We start from the raw sequence: 21,332 nt of genomic DNA, 5'->3' as shown, positions 1-21,332 counted from the left end.
GACATGCACCCACAAATCCAACAACGCGTGGATGGCCTGAACGCCATGCGCGCCCGCACTCATCTCGCCACAGCGGAGTTCTACGCCATGATCGGTAAAGAGCCGCCAGCCCAGAAGATTCGCTACCAGGTGATCGCAAAGAGCGCAAGCGCTTGGCATGTCGTGGAGATCAGTACCGGCAAGGTTCGCGGCTTCCGCTTCAGCTACAAGGAAGCGTCGAATTTTGCCCAGGTCCTCGAAGCGCGCGCCGATGGCGTGGTGTTCACGCTGTCGCAGGCGGTGCTGCAATGATCGGCGAGAGCGTGCCGGACCAGCACAAGCAGGCCATCGCGCAACTGTCCGCCCAGATCGACCACTTTCTCGCCACCGGCCACCGTATCCAGAAAATTGACCAGGGCGTCAGCGCCAACGCGCCGCTGCTGGGCACCACGAATCATCTGGAAACGCTCAAGGCCAAACGCGACAAGCGTGCGCCGCGGATACGGGCGCTTGCAGAGGCCGGGCTTAACGCCCGCCAGATCGGCATGAAGCTCGGCGTCGATACCCGCACCGTCGCACTCACCGCCCGAGAGCACGGCATCACATTCACCGCGGCCACCTGATGCGGCGTCTATTGAAATGCGCCAACCAGCGCAGGCGTCAGACCTGGCTCAGCATGCCAGCGCACCAGATCGGAGATTCACCAGATGGAAAAGACAGCAGCGGCGAAGCACTCGGCGGACTACCGCCGGCGCCAAAAAGAGGAGAAGGAAAAGCTGGGGATCGAAACGCTGGAAGTCGATGCCCCATTGGGCACTCGGTCGGGCATGACGGTTGCGATGAAGGATCACGGATACAAGCAGATTCAGGAGCTGTGGCAGGATCTGGCGCTGTCATTTCTTGCAGCACCTCGCGAAGAGCAGGCGCGGCGGTTACGCAAACCTAACGCGTCAGATTTTGTAGTTACCCCAAGCCTAGCGCGCCAGTTGAAAGCGGCCGGCATGGCCCAGGTGGACCCCGATGCAGACGAAGAGTGAACTCACCCCGGCGCAGGCTAAAACACTGGCCTTCATCCGCAGCTACATCGCCAAAAATGGATACTCGCCGACCTTCGCCGAGATTGCCATTGCCGAGAAGGTCAACGTCAACGCGATCGGCGAACGCATCGCGCAGATGGTCAAGAAGGGCGCCGTGACCAAAGCTGACGGCATCGCTCGTAGCATTCGGCCCGTCACGCAGGCATAACAATCAGCACCAGATGTTATGCAGACGAAACGCCTGCCCGCGCCCGCGCCCGCGCCACGAAATGAAGGTATCGCCGATCGTGGCGCGGAGGCTTGGACTTGCCTATCAGCGTGGAGTTGAGGACAGACCGGGACGATTGAGTTTTCTACTCCAACGACCTCATCATGTCCTTCACCAAAGCTATCGCGCGGTCGCGGCTTGCTTCGAATGAAGAATCCCGGGTGTTGTCGTCGTGCTTCGAGCCCCTACCATCCGTTGTCTCTACAAAGATACGGAAGCCTCTCGGCGTTGGGTCAGTGGACAACCCCCACTTAAATTCGATGCGACCTACTTCATGGTTCGGCCCGGTCCAGGTGATGTTGCGCGGTCGATCAATCGGAATATCCATTCTTCACTCCTCGATCCGGTCCCTTGCCGGTCACCACGTATAGCCCATCACCAACCCTTTCGCCACCGTCCCGCATCGGAGGACGGCGCATGCAATGGAGAAACCCATGAAATACCTCGCCCGCGTCAATCCGAAGTACTTCGCAGCGATCCACCAGTGCGCCGCCAAGGGTGATGTTCGCTACTACCTCAATGCAGTCCAGATTGAGGCCCATGCAGCCGGCGGCGTTGTCATCGTCGCCACAAACGGTCACTTCATGGGCGCCATCCACGACCCAGAGGGCTGGATTCATCCTGATCACAAGTCGGTTCTCATTGGCACCGTCTCCAAGCGGATGCTCTCTGCCTGCGCTGCCCGGAAAGGCCCGGACGGTGAGCCCGCTGCGGTGCTCTGGATCGCGGAAAAGTTCTCGCTCATCACCAGCCTGGCCGACGTCTCGGCAGAGCCGGAGCTGTTCGGCGAATTCTCACACCTTACCGAGAAAACCGACCTAGTCGACGGCGTGTTTCCCAACTGGCGCCGCGTAATTCCAAAGAAACGCCAACAGTTCGAGGGCTCGTATCCATGCCTGAATGGTGAATACTTGGAGGTGTTCAACAAGATCGGTGTGATGCTTTCGGGGCAGAAGCGTTTCGGAGGCGGCGGAATGCACCTTGAAACTGGCGAGGACAAAGGCTCAGTTATCGTGCGGTTCGATGGCCTTGACCTGATTGAACGCTTTGTCGGCGTGCTCATGCCGATGCGCGGTGAGGATTTGAAAGGGTTTCTGCCCGCTTGGACCGAAACAGAAACCGCTTCTGAAGCTGCCTGATCAGTGAATCACCGGCAGCGCATCTGCCGCCACCTCGATCGCCACAGTGGCCTCAGCCACATCCGCTAGGTCGTAGAGCTGTTCGCCGTACATCGATTGAATCGCCAACTCCGTGAGCTCGTCGATATCGACGCAGCATTCCTGCGCCGCGACCAGCACCGCCTTCAGCGCCATCTGCAAAACCCTTTCCCTGTCTTCGCTCATGACTTTACCCCTTCCTGTGGAGAGGTAAGCGTAGGCGATTATCGCGTTCAGCGGACGTTGGGTTTCTTAGGTCTGCAGTGCATCGGTCGCTACCTCTATCTCAGTGATAGCCATCGGCACGTGCTCGGCGTCATACGCGCGGTACATCAACAGCTCATCAGCTGCCGCCTCTGACAGCTCGTCGAGGCTCAGCCCCTGTTTCCGGGCCACGTTAATAACTGCCTTCAGCGCCAGCAACAGCGCCTTTTCCCTGTCTTCGCTCATGACCGTATCCCTTCCTGTGGAGCGGTAGGCGTAGTCCATTCCCGAAGGACCCTCATGACAATCTCCGCTCCGGTGATTCGCTACCACGGCGCCAAGTTCAGGCTGGCGCCTTGGGTGCTCCAGCACTTTCCGCCCCACACCTGCTACGTCGAATCGTTCGGCGGCGCCGCCGGTGTGCTCATGCAGAAGCCGCGGTCGTATGCGGAGGTCTACAACGACCTCGATGGCGACATCGTGAACTTGTTCCGCACGCTGCAGGACACAACCACGCGGGCAGCGCTGACCGAGCGCCTGCTGCTGACGCCTTACTCGCGGGCAGAGTTCGAGCTCTCTTGGGAGTCGACTGATGATCCTGTTGAGCGCGCCAGGCGCACGATCATGCGGGCACAGATGGGGTTCGGCTCTGCAGGAGCGACGAAGGGTGTCACAGGATTCCGCATCGATACGAAGCGTCAGTACGGCACGGCCCAGTCGCTGTGGGCCGAATATCCCGACTCGATCGCGGAAGTAGGCCGGCGGCTGGCGGGCGTGTTGATTGAGAACCGGCCGGCGATCGAGGTCATCACCGCACATGATGCGCCAACCACGCTTCATTACGTTGATCCGCCCTACGTGCATGACACCAGGTACAGGGGCGCATCGAGTGGGCGGTATTACCGGCACGAGATGAACGACACCGAACACCGAAAGCTGCTGGGCGTTTTGCTCGAGCTAGAAGGAATGGTCGTCCTTTCCGGGTACCCGAGCGAGCTTTATAGCGAGTTGCTTCCGGACTGGAGCTGTTACAGCACATCGGCGCGCATCTCCGCCGCGCGCGGGACAGCAAGCCGCACCGAATGCATCTGGCTGAACCCCGCCTGTGTCGATCGAGTAAGTCAGATCGGCCTTGACCTGGGCGAACGCTCCTGAATCCCCTTTTCCAAATTTGAATCACGCCACTGGCGAGGATCCCTTATGTCCGCACATCAGAAGAAACACCCCTTCGATTTCAAAACTCAGTACGGCCTTGGCTTCGACCCGCAAGACGATGAGATCGTCGTGGACTTCTTCTGCGGCGGTGGTGGCGCCGGTACCGGCCTGGAAATGGGCCTCGGTCGCAAGGTCAGCGTTGCGAAGAACCACAGCGCCAAAGCGATCAGCATGCACACAATCAATCACCCGGGCGCCAAGCACTTCACCACCGACGTTTTCGACGGTGATCCGGATACTGAGTGTGGCGGCAAGGCGGTGGGCTGGTTCCACATGTCGCCGGACTGCACCCACCACAGCCAGGCCGCCGGCGGGCAACCGCGCAAGCGCGAGATCCGCAACCTATCGTGGATCGGCTTGAAGTGGGCGGGTATGAAGCGCCCTCGAGTCATCAGCCTGGAGAACGTAAAGCAGATATTGCAATGGGGCCGGCTTATTGCGAAGCGCGACAAGGCCACCGGACGGGTCATCAAGCTGGGCGGCGCGATCGCCGCACCTGGTGAGGTCGTGCCGGTAGACCAGCAGTTCCTGATTCCAGATCCGAAGCAGCGCGGGCGCATCTGGCGCCGATTCGTGGCCCTGCTTGAAGGCATGGGCTACGTCGTCGAATGGAAAGTGATTAAGGCCTGTGACTTCGGCGCGCCAACCAGCCGCGAACGGTTGTTCATGCTCGCCCGTTGCGATGGGCAGCCGATTGTCTGGCCGGAACCGACCCACGCCAAGAAGCCGGCCAAGGGCCAAAAGCCCTGGCGCACCGCGGCGGAGTGCATCGATTTCTCCGATCTGGGCAAAAGCATTTTTGGCCGCAAGAAGGACCTGGCCCCCGCCACGCTGCGGCGCGTAGCGAAAGGCATGAAGAAATTTGTCATCGACAACGCGACACCCTTCATCGTGCCGATTGCCAACTGGTCAGGCGAAACGGTGCAGTCAGCCAATCAGCCTCTGCGCACCGTCACCTCCTATCCGAGAGGTGGGGCCTTCTCAGTTGTCAGCCCGGTGATTGCGCCAGCCACCCATCAGGGCAGTGACCGTATCAACGATCCACTTGAGCCGCTACCGACAGTGACGTGCGCCAACCGCGGCGAGCTGACGCTGATCAGCCCCGTAATGGTCACCGCCGCCCACGGTGAAGGTAGGCCGGGCGGTGTGCAACGATGGGGCGATGGTAGTAAGGCTGCATCAGATCCAATAGGCACTATTACTGCGTCCGGTGGGCACTCGGTAGCAGCAGCGACACTTGTACAGCTTGGCAACGGCGACAAGCCCGGATCCGCGCCACGTACGGCTGACATGAACGACCCTCTTGGCACAATCATGGCTTCTGGCGGCAAATACGCGGTAGCCGCTGCGCACTTGGTGAAGTTCCGCTTCGACGATGCGGGTAAGCCGCTGGACGAGCCGTTACCGACGATCACCAGCGGCGGAAACTATCAGCGCCCCGCCGGTGCCGCTCACGCGATGGGCGTCGCCACAGCGTTCATGGCGCAAATGAACGGCGGGTTCAACGCCACGCACGCCAAAAGCGCCGACGAGCCGATGACCACAGTCACCAATACGGGCAGCCAGCAGCAGCTGGTTACCGCGAACCTGGTGCATCTGCGCGGCAACTGCCATGCCCGTGACGTCAACGATCCTCTGCATACCGTCAGCGCCAGCGGGACACACCACGGACTCGTCACCGCTTTCATGGAGCGCCAGTTTGGCGCCAGCGTCGGCGAGCCTCTGGATGAGCCGGCACCGACCATCACTGCGGGCGGCGGAGGCAAGAGCTCGTTGGTCAGCTTCGAACTGTCACCCGAGCACGAAGAAGGAGCGCTGCGCGTCGCCGCGTTCCTGATCAGCTACTACGGCACCGAGAACATGAGCGGCTGCGACCAGCCCGCGCCAACGATCACCACAAAGGATCGACTCGGCCTGGTCACCGTGATGGTGAAGGGCACGCCGTACGTGATCGTCGACATCCGGCTGCGGATGCTGCAACCGGCTGAGCTGTACCGGGCGCAGGGTTTCCCGACGGACTACATCATCACGCACGGCGCCGACGGCAAGCCGTTCACGAAGACCGAGCAGGTCCACATGTGCGGCAACAGCGTCAGCCCTCCGCCGATGGCCGCCCTCGCCCGCGCCAATGATCCATGGCGTACCAACGTTCAGCACCAGGTGGCCGCATGAAACGCATCTACCTCAGCGGGCCCATGACGAGCCTAAAAGACTTCAACTACCCGGCATTCAATGCGGAAGCCGCCCGGCTCCGCGCACTGGGCTACACGGTCGAGAACCCCGCAGAGAACCCGCCCGTTCAAGGCGTGCCCGTTTTGCGGCACTGACGATGATATCGACCCCGCTGGCGTGCTGAATGGCGATGGAACACGATCGCCAGAGTGCATAGAATGCGGTGCTACCGCCCCAATCGTAGCGACTTGGAACTGTCGCATAGCCGCCCCTGCCGAGGATGTCAGCGCAGTGGTGACGACGGCCGTTCTCCCGGAACTGACCAGCGATCTTCGTGAAATCCTCGGGCGGCCGAACTTCACCTGCCACTTCATCGCCAAGGCGCTGCGGCTGATGGGCTTAGACATCCCTCAGAAATCTGAGGAAGAACAAGCCGTAACCATTTACTGGATGCTTGGGCACTACCTTCGAGATCCGGTTAACTGGCGAGACGCCGCTTCCGCCGAACTGAAAGCGAGCATGCCAGAACCACCCGCTCAGCAATAACCCCGCCGCCCGCTCGGCCCCACCCTATCCCTATTGCCTGCTGCGTATGCGGCGAGGCGGAGCTTTGCCAATGGAACTTGAAGCCATCACCACGGAGACTCAGCTGTGCGCGATATTCATGCTGGAGTTCAACAGCCTGCCTGGCTGGACCTGCCACCCTGAAGCTGCAGGGTTCGACGTGCTGGTCGTGCATGAGGATGGCCGGCAGATCGGCGTCGAAGCCAAGCTCACCCTGAACGCGAAGGTCGCCGATCAAATACTCCCATCACTGGGCGATGAATTTTACGGTAGACCCGGTCCGGATCACCGCTTGGTTATCGTCAGCAAGATATCGGACGCAAGCGAAGGCATCAGGAAGATGCTCGAGCACCTCGGTGTTCGTGTGCTGGTAGCGAGCAAGTACTCCAGAGTGAAAGGCTGCTCGCATGGCTTCAGCATCGATTCCGAGCTGTTTTGGCCTGAAAAGGCGGTCCCACGCTGGGGCTATTCCAACCGTATGTTCGACTGGTGGCCCACCGAGCGCTGCCGGGTGCCTTCTGTTGTCACCACTCTCCCGGCCGGCGTGCCGTCTCCGGTCAGGCTCACACCCTGGAAAGAGTCAGCCCTCCGGGTGATAGCGCAAATGCGCCAGCAGGGTTTTATCACTGCCAAACAGATCGCCTCCTATGGCATCGGTGTAACGGCGTGGACCCAAGCGCCTGGCAGCAAGCCCGGATGGCTCGCTCGCGGGACGTCCCGAGGACAGTGGATTGAGACAGAGCACATGCCTGCCTTCGACAAACAGCACCCGGATGTCTATGCGCTGGCAGTCGCGGAGGTGGCCGCAAAAGCCTTGGAACCGTTGGAGCTCACATCATGATCAAAGAACGCCCGATCCTTTTCTCGGCGCCGATGGTGCGCGCCATCCTGGAAGGCCGGAAGACAGTCACGCGCCGACCTGTGAAGGTACAGCCCTTCGATCTCAGCTGGTCGCGGCACGATCACCGCATCGAGTACACCGCCGGCCGCGCCGAGAATGGTGATGAGATAGACGGTTTCCATGCGTACAGCACCCGCAGCGGCGGCGAGTGGAGCGCCAAATGTCCGTACGGTCAGCCCGGCGACCGACTATGGGTGCGCGAGACTTGGGCTCAACCCGCAAACCTTGATCCGAGCCCGACGGTTTACCGAGCGACTTATCCCGAGTGCATCAAGGGTCAGGGCTGGGAAAACCTTATCCCATCCGGCGCGATCCGCTGGAAACCCAGCATCCACATGTTCAGGCGTGACAGCCGCATCCTGCTGGAGATCACCGATGTGCGCGTCGAGCGCCTGCAGGATGGGGAAGGCGAGACCGCGTCCGAAAGTCGGTACATCGCTGAAGGCATTCACCGCATCCACCACGGTGACGGTGATTATTACTTCCACCCCTTCAAAGACGAGCCCGGCCCGGGCAACTGGTGCGATCCGTTCGACGCCTGGCGAGAGCTGTGGGTATCCATCAACGGAGCCGACTCATGGAACAGCAACCCATGGGTCTGGGTCGTCGAGTTCAAGCAGGTGACGCCGTGAAGATCGTCCCTGATGCAGGCACCGGAATGCTTCCACGCCGCTTGCAAAAACACGGCCGCGAGCTCGAGGTTTACCGGTGCCCCGATCATAGGAACACCGATTGTGGTGTGTGCGGCGGTACTGGATTCCGCGCCATCTGCAATCTGACCGCGTGCCACGAACATGGCTGCCAAGGCGGCTGCTCACGCACCGCAGAAGGTTATCGGCTTCAACTACTTGCGTAACCCCTTCCCCATCTATCCACATGCCTGCCGGTGTGTAAGGCGGGCGGGAGATTTCCTGTGAAAAAAGAAGACATCGCGGCTCTCGGGCCAAAGATTGCCATCGCCATCGAGGCCGGCAAGTTCGCATCCGATGCCCGGCCGGATGATGGAGGCAGCGCCAACTGTGATCGGTTGGTCATCCCGATGCCCGGCGCCCGTGAGGCCTGGGTCGCTGGATTGCCTGGCTGCCTGCAGGAGCGCAGCGGGTGGCACCGGCGCGGCCTGCACCTCGATACACCATTCGGTGGCATCGGTAACCGTCGAGCCGCCGGCGTTCAGGCGATGCACCGCTCACTCAAGGCCCAAGGCGTCGACTGCTACGTCTATTACCAAATTGATTGATCAGCCGCATATACAGCGGACGGAGAATGCCATGTCAGAAGAATCAGAAGTAGTGAAGGTGGACGGTCTGGCGAAAATGCTGGGCCGTACCGAAGCATCTATCAGGGAGGGGATTCGCCGGGGCGTCGCTTGGCTCCCTCCCAGCTTTAAGATGGGAGGCAAGCACTGCTGGCTTAAAGATGACGTGCGCATTTTTTTGCAAGACTTCCGTGACGGCCAGCACTTGCCCGCGAAGCTAGGTAGACCTAGAAGGGAGCCTCCGACTCTTCGGATTCATATATAATTTTTATCCACAAGTCGCTGTACCCCCTTGAGAAGTGTTTGAAAACTAGTCGAGGCGTTGCGATCGGGATCAATATGCTTAGATATTGTTCTTGCGCCACTGACTTTCTGATAGCCCGGAATAATTCTCGCCAACTCCTGGCTAGCATTGGAAAGCAAGTCGGGGTTTCTAAATTTTCGATTTGCGGCCATAGCCTTCAAGTTCGGCTTCCCATACGCGTTACCGACAGCTTCCAGGTCCCCCAATATCCAACTTTCAAGATGGTGAACAGCGATGCGGACCAGTGAGTCCGGACGGTCACATTGCACACACATGTCGATGAGCCGTTGTTTTAGAACAAGCGGTTGCTCAGCATCCTTATCACGGAGTATAACGAAGTGACTGTTGGGAGCACGCCACCCCTTGAGCTTCCTGGGTATCGATTTTTCCAAGTCCTGCTTACCTTCGTGAACAAGATACTGCACATGTACACCCTCAGGGAGATATCTCGCAATAAACCCCTCAAGAAAGTACTTCATTGATGGTTCTTCAAGCATGAAGATGAGATTCATGACGGATCAATCTCTGGAAAGGCGCCCTGCTTCCACAACGTGCCCGGCAAATCTCCCTCAGCGACAAGTGCTGCTAGCTGCTCATTCTCACTAGCTCTGCGGATATCCGTCCTACCGTTTAGCTTGGACAGCCAATATATTTCATCGAGCTCAATACGGTTGAGTAAGTCAGGGGAATGGGTCGAGACGATTACCTGCCCGCCCCGCTCTGCGTATGCCCTGAACTCCTCAGCCAGTTCGATCATAAGGCTTGGGTACAATTGATTTTCAGGCTCTTCAATACACAGAAGAGGGTGAGGCACAGGATCATGAAGGAGCAACAAGTAAGCGAACATCTTAATAGTGCCATCGGATACATAGCGCGATATAAATGGATCTTTGAAGCTTCCGTCCTGAAACCTCAAAACAATTCTACCGTCCTCCGTTTCTACTGCTTGAACTTCCTTAACTCCAGGGACACGCTGCTTCATTTTCTCCAAGACAAGATCAAACTGTTCGCGATGATTCTCATACATAAACTGAGCTACAAGGGCGAGGTTTTCACCATTTGGCGAAAGATGCTCTGCATAGCCGGCTTCTTGGGTCTTCCTCGCATCATGTATATGAAAGTCGGAAAGGTGCCACTTTTCTATAAGCTGTCGAAAGGCGCTCGCCGCTTTGAAACGCTGAAACTGCCCGAGTCCTTTAATAGCTAGGATATCGGCACTCTCAAGCTGCTGGGCCTCGCGGGATAGTTCCTCATCCGGCCTGTCGAAGTCTTCCTCGTTCTCGATAGCGAAACCGCTTCCGTTTTTAAAAATAAGGAAATTGAACGGCGAGCCGTAAGCCGCGCGCTTATACTTCAAGCGCTCTTCTGAGACTACGGGTCGACCATCCTCAAGCTTTATAGAAATGCTATAAGTTACAAGCCGCTCAACCGTAGCGATAGGCATACGGAACTGCAGTTCTATATAAATTCCCTCATCCTCGCATCCTCTAGACACAACCTCTTTATAGCCTCCTCGGCGTTGAAGAGCAGCCCGGACATTGGTTACTAAGCAGTCTCGTAGAAAACCGAAAACATCGAACAACGTACTTTTACCACTGCCATTAGCACCGATGAAGACACCGAATTTGGGAAGGTTTTTCAACTCAACATCATATAGAGCCTTAAACCGCTTAACCCTGATCGTCTCTAGTTTCATTCGCTTCCCGCCTAATCTGCTGATCCGTGCGCACAGGCCCTAAAGGTTGAGCACTTGTCGAATCCGATTATCACTTGCGGGCCAAATAAACGCGATACAAAGCTTCGAACGCAGCGATATGAACTGCTCAGCCCAGCTTGTCCGCCAGGTCTTGCGGGCTTAAGTGCGTGTAGCGCTTGAGCATGGCCAGGGTCTTGTGCCCAGTGATGCTTGCTACCTCCATCAACGTAAATCCGCGCTCGAACAGACGGCTTGTAGCTTCGTGGCGGAGGTCATGTAGACGCAAATCCGTGATCCCTGCCTTCTCGCAAACCAGCGGGAAGTAGTTACTGATGGTGTCCGCTTTCAAATGAAAGTACCTGCCCCCGGCGATGGGCTTCGGCAATCCTTCCAATAGCGCCAAGGCCCGCGATGAGAGAGGGACCGACCGGCGCTCGCCGTTCTTCGTGTCTTCGAGGAACGCCACCTTTCCCCTCACCTGGTCTTTCCTAAGCATCACAAGCTCAGATCTACGCATTGCAGTTTCAACCGCAAGCTCGATGATAATGGGCAACTCCGGGTTCATGTCGGCGGCGAGTTTATAGATGGTCTTCAGCTCTTCACCGGTTGGGCGCCGCTCACGTTGCTTACTGCCTTTCGGCATACGGATCGCCCGACACGGGTTTGTCAGCCCTTCTATGCCCCAGTCCTTTGCCGCTACGGTATACAGATGACTGATGACAGCTAGGTCGAGCCGCACGGTGGCGGTGGACTTCCCGGCCCTGAGTTCGGCGTCGCGGTACGCGGCCATGTCGCTTGACCTCAACGAGGCGAGCGACTTGTGAGCAAAATCGGAATCCTGCCACTTCTGTATGCGAACCCTTTCTTGCTTCTCGCCCTTCTTGCCGACCGACACCTCAGACTGGTACCGCTTCAGAGCTTCAAAAAGCGTAGTGGACTCGGCCTCGCGGATATCCACAAAGCGAGCACGCGACATATCGCCTTCGATCTCGGCTGCCCAGCGCTGGGCTTCTGCCTTGGTGTCGAAGGAAGCAGATAAGGTGGGATATCCTTTGCGACGGATCTGGGCGCGCCAGCTCTCGCCACGTTTTTCGTAGTAGGCCATGGGGGAATCATAACCGGTGGCTGGGGGAATCGCACGTTCCCCCATTCCCCCAATATTCCCCCAAATGAAAAAGGCCCCGAGCGCTACAAACGCTCGGGGCCTTACATATGGCGGAGAGATAGGGATTTGAACCCTAGGTACTGTCGCCAGTACAACGGATTTCGAATCCGTCCCGTTCGGCCACTCCGGCATCTCTCCAACGGCGCGCATCATAACAGTTCGTCCGAAGAACGCGAACCCTTTTTACGGATTTTTTCGCGTTCTTTCAGATGCTTGCAGCGTTTTCCGCGTGAAGCGTTGGATCAGAGCGGTACGCCAAGACGCTGGGCGACTTCTTCGTAGGCTTCGATGACATCGCCAAGGCCCTGACGGAAGCGGTCCTTGTCCATTTTCTTGCGGGTTTCTTTGTCCCACAGGCGGCAGCCGTCCGGGCTGAACTCGTCGCCCAGGACGATCGAGCCGTCGCTGAACACGCCGAACTCAAGCTTGAAGTCGACCAGCAGCAGGCCGGCGTCGTCGAACAGCTTGGTCAGGACTTCGTTGACCTTCAGGGACAGCTCTTTCATGCGAACCAGTTGCTCGGCGGTGCCCCAACCGAACGCGACGACGTGGGAGTCGTTGATGAATGGGTCGCCCTTGGCGTCGTCCTTCAGGAACAGCTCGAAAGTGTAAGGGTTGAGCTTCACGCCCTCCTCCACGCCCAGGCGCTTGACCAGGCTGCCGGCGGCGTAGTTACGCACGACGCATTCGACCGGGATCATGTCGAGCTTCTTGACCAGCACTTCGTTGTCGGCCAGCAGTTTATCGAACTGGGTCGGAATGCCAGCGGCTTCCAGCTTCTGCATGATGAAGGCGTTGAACTTGTTGTTCACCATGCCTTTGCGGTCGAGCTGTTCGATGCGCTTGCCGTCAAACGCCGAGGTGTCGTTGCGGAACACAAGGATCAAGCGGTCAGCGTCATCGGTCTTGTAAACCGACTTGGCTTTGCCGCGGTAGAGTTCTTCACGTTTTTCCATGATGGGCTCCGCTTGCTGAATCTGGCTGAATAATGGGGGGCGAGTCGCCCGTTTGGGACGCTAGGCGATTTCGCGCCAGTCGAGCCCTGAATCCTGATCGGCCAATTGTAGCCAGTCCTCGTCGCACCCAAGGGTGTCGACGAAACATTGCCGGGCCAGATGCGGCAGGTTGTTCTTGCTGCTCAGATGGGCCAGCACCAGGTGCTGAAGATCCTGCCATCCCAACTCGTTCACCAGACTGGCAGCCTGATGATTGTTCAAATGACCGTGATCACCACCCACCCGCTGCTTGAGAAAGTACGGGTACTGACCCCGGGCGAGCAGATCGCGGCAGTGATTGGACTCGACCATGAGCGCGTCGAGGCCGCGGTAGCTGTCGAGCACCATCGGGCAATACGATCCAAGGTCGGTCAACAGGCCGAAGCGACGGCGCCCGTCGTTGAACACGAACTGCGTGGGCTCCAGCGCATCGTGAGCCACCGACACCACGTCAATGTCCAGACCGCCAATGCGCAGCCCCTGCCCGCCCACCAGCCGAAGACCGGCTTCGACCGGTTTGCGCATGCCGCGCAGCGTGCCGTCGCTGAGGTACACCGGCACATCGTAGCGCCGAGACAGCAAACCCACGCCATGCACATGATCGGCATGTTCGTGGGTCACTAGAATGGCGCTGAGCTGTTTACCGCTGACGCCCAGCCTGTCGAGCCGCCGTTCGGTTTCCCGCAAGGAGAAACCGCAATCGACCAGCACATACGTGTCGTTGCTCGCAACCAGCGTGGCATTGCCACGGCTGCCGCTGCCGAGAACCGCGAAGCGCACTTAACCCAGGTTGTCCTGAATGACGCTCAACACACGACGAGCGACTTCCGTCGGCGCCACGGTGTTGATGTTCTTCTCGACCGTTACCTGAACGTTCTCGCCGACCTTGCTCAGGCGAACCTGATAACGCTCGGCGCGGGCTTCTTTCTCTTCCTTGGACTCTTCACTGCCGAACACACGGCTGAGGAAGCCAGGCTTGTTTTCAGGCTTGTCGGCTTTTTCCGCCAGGTTGATGTAATACAGGCCCAGGCTGCGGTTGATGTCCTCAACGCGCCAGTCGCCCTGGTTAAGCGCACGGCCGACGCTCGACCACGCCCGATCCAGGTCTGCGCCCAGGTTCAGCACCGGGTTGCCGCTGCCGTCTTCACTGAGAGAGACGCGGCTTGGGGTGTCGAAATCACGCGCCGCCAGCAGGGACACCGAACCGCCCTTCTCGGCCGTACGGGTCAGGCTTGCCAGCATGTCGTCGGTCAGCACGGAGTCGAGGCCGGCGTTAGTGCTGCGCGACGGGAATGCAGGATCATCACGGCTGCCGGCCGGACGTTGCACGCTGACCACATAGATTTCACTGGTGTTGCGCTGCACGCCCGGCTCAATACGAACGCGGACGCGGGTCTCGGTGTTGGCGGCATCGCCACTCGAACCCATGCGCTTGGCCACCGATGCGGACAACTCGTCCATGCGCTGCCAGGTGGTGTTGAATTCACCGGTTTGCGGACGATCTTCGGCGATGCGGAAACCGTTGTCTTCGAAATACTGATGCGCCACTGGCCAGACTTCAGCCGGTGCGCGCTGGGCAAGAATCCAGCGGTTGTCGCCGCTCTTCTGCAGCGTGTAGTCGCCGGAGTCCTGAGCGGTGGTCAGCGGTTGCGGACGCGGCACGGTGAATTCACCCTTCTGGGTGTCGTCGGCAACGTTGCGCGGAATCGGCAGCAACGGGTCCAGTCGTTTGACTTCCTGGACGCCTTCGGGCATTTGCATCGGCGGCTTCTGGGTCGCTTCCAGGTAATCGCTGCTGCGATCGCGGAAATAACCGTCCTGGCCAAAAAGCCAGCTGCAACCGCTGGTGCTGGAGATAATCAAGGCTAGTGCGGAAAGTCCGGCCAGTCGCTTCATTGCGTAATGCTTCCTCATTAGACCAATACACCGGACTGGCGCAGGGCCTGACGCAGCGGCTCGTGGCAGGACTCGCTGAGCCAGGTGAGTGGCAGACGAATACCGTCTGGCATCAAACCCATCTCATGCAGGGCCCATTTCACGGGAATAGGGTTCGATTCGATGAACAGAGTCTTGTTCAGCGGCATCAGTTTTTCATGGATGGCGCGGGCGGCGTCGGCGTCACCGTCCATCGCGGCCTTGCACAGGTCGGCCATGGCGCGCGGTGCGACGTTGGCGGTGACCGAAATATTGCCTTTGCCACCGAGCAACATCAGCTCGACAGCAGTCGCGTCGTCGCCGGAATAGACCAGAAAGTCGCTGCTCACGCCGGCAAGAATATCCTTGGCGCGCTGCAGGTCTCCGGTGGCTTCCTTGATGGCGATGATGTTTTTGACTTTCGACAGGCGGATGACGGTCTCGGCAGACATGTCGCAGGCAGTACGACCCGGCACGTTATACAGAATCTGCGGGATGTCGACGGTTTCGGCGATGTGCTTGAAGTGCTGGTACAAGCCTTCCTGGGTCGGCTTGTTGTAGTACGGGGTGACCAGCAGGCAGGCATCGGCACCGGCGTTCTTGGCGTTGGTGGTCAGTTCGACCGCCTCGCGGGTGGAGTTGGCGCCGGTGCCGGCGATGACCGGAATGCGGCCAGCGACCTGCTGAACCACGCGGCGGATGACTTCGATGTGCTCGTTGACGTCGAGCGTCGCGGATTCACCGGTGGTGCCGACGGCAACAATGGCGTTGGTGCCCTCTTGCAGGTGAAAGTCCACCAGTTTGCTCAGGCTGTCCCAATCGAGACGACCTTGTGCATCCATGGGTGTGACCAGTGCCACCATACTGCCCGCAATCATGCAAACCGCTCCTGCCGGAAAAAGAGAGCGGTAATGGTACTGGCGCCATGATCCTTGCACAAGGCGAGCATTCCCCTCGGCGCCGGTTTTCGCTACCCTTCGGTCTTTGATCGGTACGGGTCATCTGCCCGGCTCGTTCGACTGCTCGATTTTGACGTCACTTACCCCGCCCTGCGTCGTTATCGCGCGCCATGACAGGCTCATGGCAGCGATTGCCGGCTGTGGGTCGGGGCGACGTCACGATGCCTTCGTCCGTCGAGCCCGCCGGCAAAGGCCTGCTGCGTACCGACCGCTCATCGTTTAGGAATGCTGCATGTCATCCATCCCCACAGTTCGCGAACAATTCCTTGTCATCAGTGCCCTTGGCGCCAACCCAATGGAGCTGACCAACGTCCTGTGCCGCGCCAGTAACGAAAGCCGTTGCTCGGTCGTCAGCTCACGCCTCACTCGCCACGGTGAGTGCAGCGCGCTGATCCTGCAGATCTCCGGCAGCTGGGACGCCCTGGCGCGTCTGGAAACCGGTCTGCCCAACCTGGCGAAGAAACACGCCTTCACCGTCAACGTGGTGCGCAGCGCTTCGCTGGAAAACCGTCCGGAAGCCCTGCCCTACGTGGCCTACGTCAGTTCGGCGTACCGTCCGGACATCATCAACGAGCTGTGCCAGTTCTTCATCGACCACAACGTCGAGCTGGAGAACCTGATCTGCGACACCTATCAGGCACCGCAGACCGGCGGCACCATGCTCAACGCTACGTTCACCGTGACATTGCCGGCCGGCACCCAGATCAGCTGGCTGCGTGACCAGTTCCTGGACTTCGCCGACGCCCTCAACCTCGATGCGCTGATCGAACCATGGCGCCCTCAAGCACCGATGTAAGGAGCCCCGAATGGCTGTAGAACTCGACCAACCCGTTGCCGACTTTCAGGTGCAGGCCACGAGCGAACAGGCAGTCAGCCTGTCGGCGCTCAAGGGTCAGCAGGTCGTCCTTTATTTCTACCCGAAGGACAGCACCCCTGGCTGCACCACCCAGGGCCAGGGCTTTCGCGATCATCACGCCGACTTCAAGGCCGCCAACACGGTGGTGTTCGGTGTGTCGCGGGACAGCCTGAAATCCCACGAGAACTTCAAGGCCAAGCAGGAATTCCCGTTCGAGCTGATTTCGGACAAGGACGAATCGCTGTGCCAGCTGTTCGATGTCATCAAGCTGAAAAAGCTGTATGGCAAGGAATACCTGGGCGTCGACCGCAGCACCTTCCTGATCGACAAGGAAGGTGTGCTACGCAAGGAATGGCGCGGCGTGAAGGTGCCGGGGCATGTGGCGGCGGTGCTTGAAGCGGCTCAGGCGCTTAACCAGGCTTGATCGCCATGATGTAGGAGTGAGCTTGCTCGCGATCGGGTTCGTTTAGTCATCGTAGGTTGACCATGACGACGCCGATCGCGAGCAAGCCCACTCCTACAAAAGCACGGCAACATTTACAGCAACGGCGCCACCGTCGGTTCGTTTCGTGGCCACGCATCCAGCACGGCCTTGAACAGGGTCGCCAGCGGGATCGCAAAGAAAATCCCCCAGAACCCCCACAGCCCGCCGAACAACAGCACGGCGCAGATGATTGCCACCGGGTGCAGGCTCACGGTCTGGGAGAACAGCAGTGGCACGAGCACGTTGCCGTCCAGGGTCTGGATGATGCCGTAGACCGCCATCAGATAGATGAACTGATCGCTCCAGCCCCACTGGAACAGCGCGATGAACGCCACGGGCACCGTCACCACCACCGCGCCCACATAGGGCACCACCACCGAAATCCCCACCAGCATCGCCAGCAACGCCGAGTAATTCAGGCCCATGGTCACGAAGGCGATGTAGGTCACCCCGCCGCAGATGAAAATCTCGATAACCTTGCCGCGAATGTAGTTGGCGATCTGCCGATTCATTTCCTCGGCCACATGGGTAATCAGCGTACGTTCGCGTGGCAGATAGCCCCTCGTCCAGCGGCTGATCATCCGACGATCTTTAAGGAAGAAGAACACCAGGATCGGCACCAGCACCAGGTAGATCATCATGTTGACCAGCAGCGGCAAGCTGGACAGGGAAAACGTCAACGCCCATTGCCCGAACTTTCCGACCTCGCCGCGAGCCACTTCTATCGCCTGCAAGACCTGCTCGTCCGACACCAGGTGCGGATAACGCTCCGGCAGCAGCAACAGCAGCGACTGCCATTTGGCGAGCATGCCGGGCAATTCGTTGAACAAGGTAATGAGCTGGCGCCACAGCAAAGGCACGAGCACCAGCAGAAACAGCGCCAGCGCCCCCATGAATAAAGCGAAGACCAGCCCCACGGCGCCGCCTTCGGGCACCCGCAGACGCTCGAGCAGGTTGACCAGCCCCTGCATCAGAAAGGCGAGCACCAACCCGGCGAGCACCGGCGCGAGCATGCCGCCGAGGGTGAGGACAACGGTAAATCCCAGAACCAACAACACCGCCAGCACTACCGCTTCCTCGTCGGAAAAGTAGCGCTGTATCCAGTCGCGAAGCACTTTGAACATCAAGAATCCTAAGGGGGTTGCGAGGGGTCAGAAACGCTCAGGCCTTGCGTAGCCAATACCGATAAATGCCGTCAGCGTTTTCTTCGTGGAGCAGCGCGTGCCCGGCCAATTTTGCGAAAGTACGGAAGTCACGCTGCGAGCCGGCGTCGGTGGCCGTCACTTTGAGCACCGCGCCGCTGGCCAGACGGTTGAGTTCCATCTTGGCTTTGAGCAAGGGTAGCGGGCAATTGAGGCCGCTGGCGTCCAGCTCTGCATCGCAGGCTGCGGGGTGTCCTACAGCGTCAGACATCGTTTCTCTCCGGATAGACACATCCGCCATCGCATAAAAGCCAACGGGCGGAAGAACATTCTTACAAGTTTTCCAGAATACCCCACTCTGGTCAGCAAGCCATTGAGCCAGCTACAGTGACGCCTTTCTGCCCCAGAGTTTCGTGCATGAATTTTTTGCGCCCCACGCTGCTGACCCTCGCCTGCCTGCTGGCAGCGCCGAGTTTCGCAGAAGACGACCTGCCCTCCCTCGGCGACGCGAGTTCATCCATCGTTTCTCCGCAGCAGGAACACGACCTGGGGCGTGCCTGGCTCGGGCTGCTGCGCTCTGAAGTGGCGCAGCTGTCCGACCCGCTGCTCAAGGACTTCGTCGAATCGTCGGTTTACCGGCTCGCTGAAACCAGCCAGGTGCAGGACCGCCGTCTCGAGTTCATCCTGATCAACACCCCGGAGATCAACGCCTTTGCAGCGCCCGGCGGGATCATCGGGGTCAACGGCGGGTTGTTCCTCCACGCTGAAACCGAGGGCGAATACGCTGCGGTCCTCGCCCACGAACTGGCTCACTTGTCGCAGCGGCACTTTGCCAGGGGCGTACAGGCGCAACAGCGCATGCAAGTGCCGGTAATGGCGGCGATGCTTGCCGGCATCGTCATGGCCGCTGCGGGCGCGGGCGATGCGGGGATTGCCGCGATCGCCGGTACCCAGGCTGCCGCGATTCAGGAGCAGGCGCGATTCTCCCGGCAGAACGAAGCAGAAGCCGACCGCATCGGCATCCTCAATCTGGAAAAGGCCGGCTACGACCCGCGCAATATGCCCACCATGTTCGAGCGTTTGGCGCGCCAATATCGCTACGACGCCAAGCCGCCGGAATTCCTGATGAGCCACCCGGTGACCGAATCCCGTATCGCGGACACCCGCAACCGCGCCGAACAAGCCAAGCCCGGCGGCAAGGAAGACAGCCCGGCGTATCAATTGATGCGGGCACGCACCGTGCTGATTTACGAAGAAACCCCCGGCATGGCCGCCAAGCGCTTCCGTGCACAACTGGCCGAGAACCCGAAAAACGACGCGGCTCGCTACGGTCTGGCGCTTGCCCAGACCAAGGCGGGTCAGCTCAACGAAGGCCGTGAGACGCTGAAGCCTTTGCTCGACAAGGCGCCGGACAATATTCCCTACAACCTCGCCGCCGTGAACCTGGACATCTCCAACAATCGCCTGCCTGACGCTCAACAGCGGGTGGACCGAATGCTGAATCTGTATCCCGACAACTACCCGCTCAATCAGGCGAAAGTCGACGTCTTGCTCAAGCAGTCCAAGGCGCCCGAGGCGTTGAAGTCTCTGGAGATTCTGTTGAAGAGCCGTCCGGACGATCCGGACATCTGGAATCAGGTGGCTGACACCCGCGGTCTGTCGGGCAACACCATCGGCCTGCATCAGGCCCGTGCGGAATATTTTGCGCTGATGGGCGATTTCAAGCAGGCGATTCAACAGCTCGAATTTGCCAAGCGACGGGCGAACAACAACTTCCAGCTGGCCTCACGCATCGACGCGCGGCAGCAGGAAATCATCGCCCAGGAACGGGCGGTGAAGGACATGATGAATTGAGGCGAGCTACGAGCGGCAAGCTGCAAGCTGAAATGCGGCGAGTTCGCTTTTCGCTTGAAGCTTGAAGCTTGCGGCTAACCGCTGCTACTCAAGCATTACCCGAGTTTTTCATCCGCGCCGCCTGGGTAAAGTCCAGCATGCGCTGCAACGGCCGGACGGCGTGAGGGATGACCGCTGGGTCAACGAAGATTTCGTTGCTGCCTTCGCGCAGGCATTGAAGCGTGCGTGCCAGGGTGTTCATCGCCATCCACGGGCAGTGCGCGCAACTGCGGCAGGCGGCGCCGTTGCCCGCAGTGGGCGCCTCAATGAAGACCTTGTCCGGGCAGAGCTGCTGCATCTTGTAGAAAATGCCGCGGTCGGTGGCGACGATGAAGGTTTTGTTCGGCAGCGTTTGCGCCGCTTTGATCAACTGGCTGGTAGAGCCCACAGCATCGGCCAGGTCGATGACTGACTCGGGCGACTCCGGATGCACCAGAATGGCCGCGTCCGGGTACAAGGCCTTCATGTCCTCCAACTGCCGGGATTTGAACTCCTCGTGCACGATGCAGGCGCCGTCCCACAACAGCATGTCCGCCCCGGTTTCGCGCTGGATGTAACGGCCCAGATGCTTGTCGGGCGCCCAGATGATTTTCTCGCCGTTGTCCATCAGGCTTTCGACGATCTCCAGCGCACAACTGGACGTCACCACCCAGTCAGCACGGGCTTTTACGGCGGCTGAGGTGTTGGCGTACACCACCACAGTGCGCTCGGGATGTTGATCGCAGAACCCAGCAAACTCATCGACCGGGCAACCGAGGTCCAGTGAGCAGGTCGCTTCGAGGGTCGGCATCAAGATGCGTTTTTCAGGGGTCAGAATTTTTGCGGTTTCGCCCATGAAACGCACCCCGGCCACCAGCACGGTTTTCGCCGGATGGTTTTTGCCGAATCGCGCCATCTCCAGAGAATCCGAGACGCAACCGCCGGTTTCTTCCGCCAGTGCCTGAATCACCGGATCGCAGTAGTAATGAGCGACCAGCACGGCGTCCTGGGCCTTGAGCTCGGCGGCGATCAAGCGGCGGTATTCCGCTTCCTCGTCAGGGCTCAGGGTTTTGGGCTGTTTGGCGTCCAGGTGCGCTTGGACCAGAAGGCGTTCGGAGATGTGTGTCATGTCGATGAACCTGAGTACGCGTAAGGAGCAAAAGTCCGCAGGGTAGAAAACGCCGGGGAAGTTA

The 21,332-nt window shown here is 59.4% G+C and carries 28 protein-coding genes and 1 tRNA gene; 16 read left to right on the top strand and 13 right to left on the bottom strand.

Going from position 1 to position 21,332, the window contains the following annotated elements:
• The first annotated feature begins 3 nt into the window (after positions 1–3).
• From SLW74_RS01815 to SLW74_RS01795, 5 genes are all read left to right on the top strand, one after another.
• A complete protein-coding gene (locus SLW74_RS01815; RefSeq protein ID WP_410927938.1) occupies positions 4–291 on the top strand; it encodes a hypothetical protein in 288 nt (95 codons plus the stop codon).
• On the top strand, positions 288–602 hold the full coding sequence (locus tag SLW74_RS01810; protein ID WP_410927937.1) for a hypothetical protein: 315 nt from the start codon (positions 288–290) through the stop codon (positions 600–602). The genes SLW74_RS01815 and SLW74_RS01810 overlap by 4 nt, the downstream gene beginning before the upstream one ends.
• A gap of 84 nt (positions 603–686) precedes the next feature.
• The gene (locus SLW74_RS01805) at positions 687–1,016 is read left to right on the top strand and encodes a hypothetical protein (protein ID WP_410927936.1); all 330 of its coding nucleotides are present in this window, start codon (positions 687–689) and stop codon (positions 1,014–1,016) included.
• Positions 1,000–1,224, top strand: coding sequence for a LexA family protein (locus tag SLW74_RS01800; protein WP_410927935.1), 225 nt, complete (start codon positions 1,000–1,002; stop codon positions 1,222–1,224). The genes SLW74_RS01805 and SLW74_RS01800 overlap by 17 nt, the downstream gene beginning before the upstream one ends.
• Positions 1,225–1,718: 494 nt before the next feature.
• Positions 1,719–2,423 (top strand): hypothetical protein, encoded by a 705-nt coding sequence (locus SLW74_RS01795; protein WP_410927934.1) that lies wholly within the window; start codon positions 1,719–1,721, stop codon positions 2,421–2,423.
• On the opposite strand, the gene SLW74_RS01790 is transcribed toward SLW74_RS01795, so the two are convergent.
• The gene (locus tag SLW74_RS01790; protein ID WP_410927933.1) at positions 2,424–2,627 is read right to left on the bottom strand and encodes a hypothetical protein; all 204 of its coding nucleotides are present in this window, start codon (positions 2,625–2,627) and stop codon (positions 2,424–2,426) included.
• Between the two features lie 66 nt (positions 2,628–2,693).
• Entirely contained in the window at positions 2,694–2,930 is a 237-nt protein-coding gene (locus SLW74_RS01785) for a hypothetical protein (RefSeq protein WP_410927932.1), read from the bottom strand.
• 15 nt (positions 2,931–2,945) lie between these two features.
• Here SLW74_RS01785 and SLW74_RS01780 point away from each other — a divergent pair, with 15 nt between their 5' ends.
• From SLW74_RS01780 to SLW74_RS01745, 8 genes are all read left to right on the top strand, one after another.
• On the top strand, positions 2,946–3,800 hold the full coding sequence (locus SLW74_RS01780; protein WP_410927931.1) for a DNA adenine methylase: 855 nt from the start codon (positions 2,946–2,948) through the stop codon (positions 3,798–3,800).
• A gap of 45 nt (positions 3,801–3,845) precedes the next feature.
• The gene (locus tag SLW74_RS01775) at positions 3,846–6,032 is read left to right on the top strand and encodes a DNA cytosine methyltransferase (protein WP_410927930.1); all 2,187 of its coding nucleotides are present in this window, start codon (positions 3,846–3,848) and stop codon (positions 6,030–6,032) included.
• Positions 6,029–6,187, top strand: coding sequence for a DUF4406 domain-containing protein (locus tag SLW74_RS01770; protein ID WP_410927929.1), 159 nt, complete (start codon positions 6,029–6,031; stop codon positions 6,185–6,187). The genes SLW74_RS01775 and SLW74_RS01770 overlap by 4 nt, the downstream gene beginning before the upstream one ends.
• A 136-nt stretch (positions 6,188–6,323) precedes the next feature.
• On the top strand, positions 6,324–6,578 hold the full coding sequence (locus SLW74_RS01765; RefSeq protein ID WP_410927928.1) for a hypothetical protein: 255 nt from the start codon (positions 6,324–6,326) through the stop codon (positions 6,576–6,578).
• A gap of 70 nt (positions 6,579–6,648) precedes the next feature.
• Positions 6,649–7,437: a hypothetical protein gene (locus tag SLW74_RS01760; RefSeq protein ID WP_410927927.1), complete on the top strand. Its 789-nt coding sequence runs from the start codon at positions 6,649–6,651 to the stop codon at positions 7,435–7,437.
• Positions 7,434–8,129: a hypothetical protein gene (locus tag SLW74_RS01755; protein ID WP_410927926.1), complete on the top strand. Its 696-nt coding sequence runs from the start codon at positions 7,434–7,436 to the stop codon at positions 8,127–8,129. Before SLW74_RS01760 ends, SLW74_RS01755 begins: the two co-directional genes overlap by 4 nt.
• Positions 8,130–8,410: 281 nt before the next feature.
• A complete protein-coding gene (locus SLW74_RS01750) occupies positions 8,411–8,734 on the top strand; it encodes a hypothetical protein (protein ID WP_410927925.1) in 324 nt (107 codons plus the stop codon).
• Positions 8,735–8,765: 31 nt separating this feature from the next.
• Positions 8,766–9,017, top strand: a complete 252-nt coding sequence (locus SLW74_RS01745) for a hypothetical protein (RefSeq protein WP_410927924.1) — start codon at positions 8,766–8,768, stop codon at positions 9,015–9,017.
• On the opposite strand, the gene SLW74_RS01740 is transcribed toward SLW74_RS01745, so the two are convergent.
• The 8 genes from SLW74_RS01740 to dapA form a co-directional block, all read right to left on the bottom strand.
• The gene (locus SLW74_RS01740; RefSeq protein WP_410927923.1) at positions 9,008–9,568 is read right to left on the bottom strand and encodes a DUF4276 family protein; all 561 of its coding nucleotides are present in this window, start codon (positions 9,566–9,568) and stop codon (positions 9,008–9,010) included. The genes SLW74_RS01745 and SLW74_RS01740 overlap by 10 nt on opposite strands.
• Positions 9,565–10,752 carry an AAA family ATPase gene (locus tag SLW74_RS01735; RefSeq protein ID WP_410927922.1) on the bottom strand — a complete coding sequence of 396 codons (1,188 nt, stop codon included), beginning with the start codon at positions 10,750–10,752 and terminating at the stop codon, positions 9,565–9,567. Before SLW74_RS01735 ends, SLW74_RS01740 begins: the two co-directional genes overlap by 4 nt.
• A gap of 127 nt (positions 10,753–10,879) precedes the next feature.
• Entirely contained in the window at positions 10,880–11,857 is a 978-nt protein-coding gene (locus SLW74_RS01730) for an integrase (RefSeq protein ID WP_410927921.1), read from the bottom strand.
• Between the two features lie 108 nt (positions 11,858–11,965).
• A tRNA-Ser gene (locus tag SLW74_RS01725) sits at positions 11,966–12,055 on the bottom strand.
• 104 nt (positions 12,056–12,159) lie between these two features.
• Positions 12,160–12,873 carry a phosphoribosylaminoimidazolesuccinocarboxamide synthase gene (gene purC, locus SLW74_RS01720; RefSeq protein WP_410927920.1) on the bottom strand — a complete coding sequence of 238 codons (714 nt, stop codon included), beginning with the start codon at positions 12,871–12,873 and terminating at the stop codon, positions 12,160–12,162.
• A gap of 60 nt (positions 12,874–12,933) precedes the next feature.
• Positions 12,934–13,692 carry an MBL fold metallo-hydrolase gene (locus SLW74_RS01715; RefSeq protein WP_065986758.1) on the bottom strand — a complete coding sequence of 253 codons (759 nt, stop codon included), beginning with the start codon at positions 13,690–13,692 and terminating at the stop codon, positions 12,934–12,936.
• On the bottom strand, positions 13,693–14,808 hold the full coding sequence (gene bamC / locus SLW74_RS01710) for an outer membrane protein assembly factor BamC (protein ID WP_410927919.1): 1,116 nt from the start codon (positions 14,806–14,808) through the stop codon (positions 13,693–13,695).
• 17 nt (positions 14,809–14,825) lie between these two features.
• Positions 14,826–15,704 (bottom strand): 4-hydroxy-tetrahydrodipicolinate synthase, encoded by an 879-nt coding sequence (gene dapA / locus SLW74_RS01705; RefSeq protein ID WP_065986755.1) that lies wholly within the window; start codon positions 15,702–15,704, stop codon positions 14,826–14,828.
• A 313-nt stretch (positions 15,705–16,017) separates the two neighbouring features.
• Between dapA and SLW74_RS01700 the strand changes: the two genes are divergently transcribed.
• A complete protein-coding gene (locus SLW74_RS01700; protein ID WP_037014004.1) occupies positions 16,018–16,581 on the top strand; it encodes a glycine cleavage system protein R in 564 nt (187 codons plus the stop codon).
• A 10-nt stretch (positions 16,582–16,591) separates the two neighbouring features.
• On the top strand, positions 16,592–17,065 hold the full coding sequence (locus tag SLW74_RS01695) for a peroxiredoxin (protein WP_065986754.1): 474 nt from the start codon (positions 16,592–16,594) through the stop codon (positions 17,063–17,065).
• A 113-nt stretch (positions 17,066–17,178) separates the two neighbouring features.
• On the opposite strand, the gene SLW74_RS01690 is transcribed toward SLW74_RS01695, so the two are convergent.
• Entirely contained in the window at positions 17,179–18,249 is a 1,071-nt protein-coding gene (locus SLW74_RS01690) for an AI-2E family transporter (RefSeq protein WP_410927918.1), read from the bottom strand.
• 37 nt (positions 18,250–18,286) lie between these two features.
• Entirely contained in the window at positions 18,287–18,538 is a 252-nt protein-coding gene (locus SLW74_RS01685) for a sulfurtransferase TusA family protein (RefSeq protein ID WP_065986752.1), read from the bottom strand.
• Between the two features lie 146 nt (positions 18,539–18,684).
• Here SLW74_RS01685 and SLW74_RS01680 point away from each other — a divergent pair, with 146 nt between their 5' ends.
• A complete protein-coding gene (locus tag SLW74_RS01680; protein ID WP_065986750.1) occupies positions 18,685–20,121 on the top strand; it encodes a M48 family metalloprotease in 1,437 nt (478 codons plus the stop codon).
• A gap of 88 nt (positions 20,122–20,209) precedes the next feature.
• On the opposite strand, the gene nadA is transcribed toward SLW74_RS01680, so the two are convergent.
• Entirely contained in the window at positions 20,210–21,268 is a 1,059-nt protein-coding gene (gene nadA, locus SLW74_RS01675; protein ID WP_065986748.1) for a quinolinate synthase NadA, read from the bottom strand.
• Positions 21,269–21,332: the final 64 nt, after the last annotated feature.

It is taken from the genome of Pseudomonas sp. W5-36, from assembly GCF_046540455.1.
In the GTDB taxonomy this organism is placed as follows: Bacteria; Pseudomonadota; Gammaproteobacteria; order Pseudomonadales; family Pseudomonadaceae; genus Aquipseudomonas; species Aquipseudomonas graminis_B.
This window is presented reverse-complemented; position numbering and strand designations above follow the sequence as displayed.

Excerpts from the sequence above, each read along its gene's own strand:
- SLW74_RS01815 (WP_410927938.1), top strand. The coding sequence starts at position 4 with ATGCACCCACAAATCCAACAACGCGTGGATGGCCTGAACGCCATGCGC.
- SLW74_RS01810 (WP_410927937.1), top strand. The coding sequence starts at position 288 with ATGATCGGCGAGAGCGTGCCGGACCAGCACAAGCAGGCCATCGCGCAA.
- SLW74_RS01805 (WP_410927936.1), top strand. The coding sequence starts at position 687 with ATGGAAAAGACAGCAGCGGCGAAGCACTCGGCGGACTACCGCCGGCGC.
- SLW74_RS01800 (WP_410927935.1), top strand. The coding sequence starts at position 1,000 with ATGCAGACGAAGAGTGAACTCACCCCGGCGCAGGCTAAAACACTGGCC.
- SLW74_RS01795 (WP_410927934.1), top strand. The coding sequence starts at position 1,719 with ATGAAATACCTCGCCCGCGTCAATCCGAAGTACTTCGCAGCGATCCAC.
- SLW74_RS01790 (WP_410927933.1), bottom strand. The coding sequence starts at position 2,627 with ATGAGCGAAGACAGGGAAAGGGTTTTGCAGATGGCGCTGAAGGCGGTG.
- SLW74_RS01785 (WP_410927932.1), bottom strand. The coding sequence starts at position 2,930 with ATGGACTACGCCTACCGCTCCACAGGAAGGGATACGGTCATGAGCGAA.
- SLW74_RS01780 (WP_410927931.1), top strand. The coding sequence starts at position 2,946 with ATGACAATCTCCGCTCCGGTGATTCGCTACCACGGCGCCAAGTTCAGG.
- SLW74_RS01775 (WP_410927930.1), top strand. The coding sequence starts at position 3,846 with ATGTCCGCACATCAGAAGAAACACCCCTTCGATTTCAAAACTCAGTAC.
- SLW74_RS01770 (WP_410927929.1), top strand. The coding sequence starts at position 6,029 with ATGAAACGCATCTACCTCAGCGGGCCCATGACGAGCCTAAAAGACTTC.
- SLW74_RS01760 (WP_410927927.1), top strand. The coding sequence starts at position 6,649 with ATGGAACTTGAAGCCATCACCACGGAGACTCAGCTGTGCGCGATATTC.
- SLW74_RS01755 (WP_410927926.1), top strand. The coding sequence starts at position 7,434 with ATGATCAAAGAACGCCCGATCCTTTTCTCGGCGCCGATGGTGCGCGCC.
- SLW74_RS01745 (WP_410927924.1), top strand. The coding sequence starts at position 8,766 with ATGTCAGAAGAATCAGAAGTAGTGAAGGTGGACGGTCTGGCGAAAATG.
- SLW74_RS01740 (WP_410927923.1), bottom strand. The coding sequence starts at position 9,568 with ATGAATCTCATCTTCATGCTTGAAGAACCATCAATGAAGTACTTTCTT.
- SLW74_RS01735 (WP_410927922.1), bottom strand. The coding sequence starts at position 10,752 with ATGAAACTAGAGACGATCAGGGTTAAGCGGTTTAAGGCTCTATATGAT.
- SLW74_RS01730 (WP_410927921.1), bottom strand. The coding sequence starts at position 11,857 with ATGGCCTACTACGAAAAACGTGGCGAGAGCTGGCGCGCCCAGATCCGT.
- purC (WP_410927920.1), bottom strand. The coding sequence starts at position 12,873 with ATGGAAAAACGTGAAGAACTCTACCGCGGCAAAGCCAAGTCGGTTTAC.
- bamC (WP_410927919.1), bottom strand. The coding sequence starts at position 14,808 with ATGAAGCGACTGGCCGGACTTTCCGCACTAGCCTTGATTATCTCCAGC.
- dapA (WP_065986755.1), bottom strand. The coding sequence starts at position 15,704 with ATGATTGCGGGCAGTATGGTGGCACTGGTCACACCCATGGATGCACAA.
- SLW74_RS01700 (WP_037014004.1), top strand. The coding sequence starts at position 16,018 with ATGTCATCCATCCCCACAGTTCGCGAACAATTCCTTGTCATCAGTGCC.
- SLW74_RS01695 (WP_065986754.1), top strand. The coding sequence starts at position 16,592 with ATGGCTGTAGAACTCGACCAACCCGTTGCCGACTTTCAGGTGCAGGCC.
- SLW74_RS01690 (WP_410927918.1), bottom strand. The coding sequence starts at position 18,249 with ATGTTCAAAGTGCTTCGCGACTGGATACAGCGCTACTTTTCCGACGAG.
- SLW74_RS01685 (WP_065986752.1), bottom strand. The coding sequence starts at position 18,538 with ATGTCTGACGCTGTAGGACACCCCGCAGCCTGCGATGCAGAGCTGGAC.
- SLW74_RS01680 (WP_065986750.1), top strand. The coding sequence starts at position 18,685 with ATGAATTTTTTGCGCCCCACGCTGCTGACCCTCGCCTGCCTGCTGGCA.
- nadA (WP_065986748.1), bottom strand. The coding sequence starts at position 21,268 with ATGACACACATCTCCGAACGCCTTCTGGTCCAAGCGCACCTGGACGCC.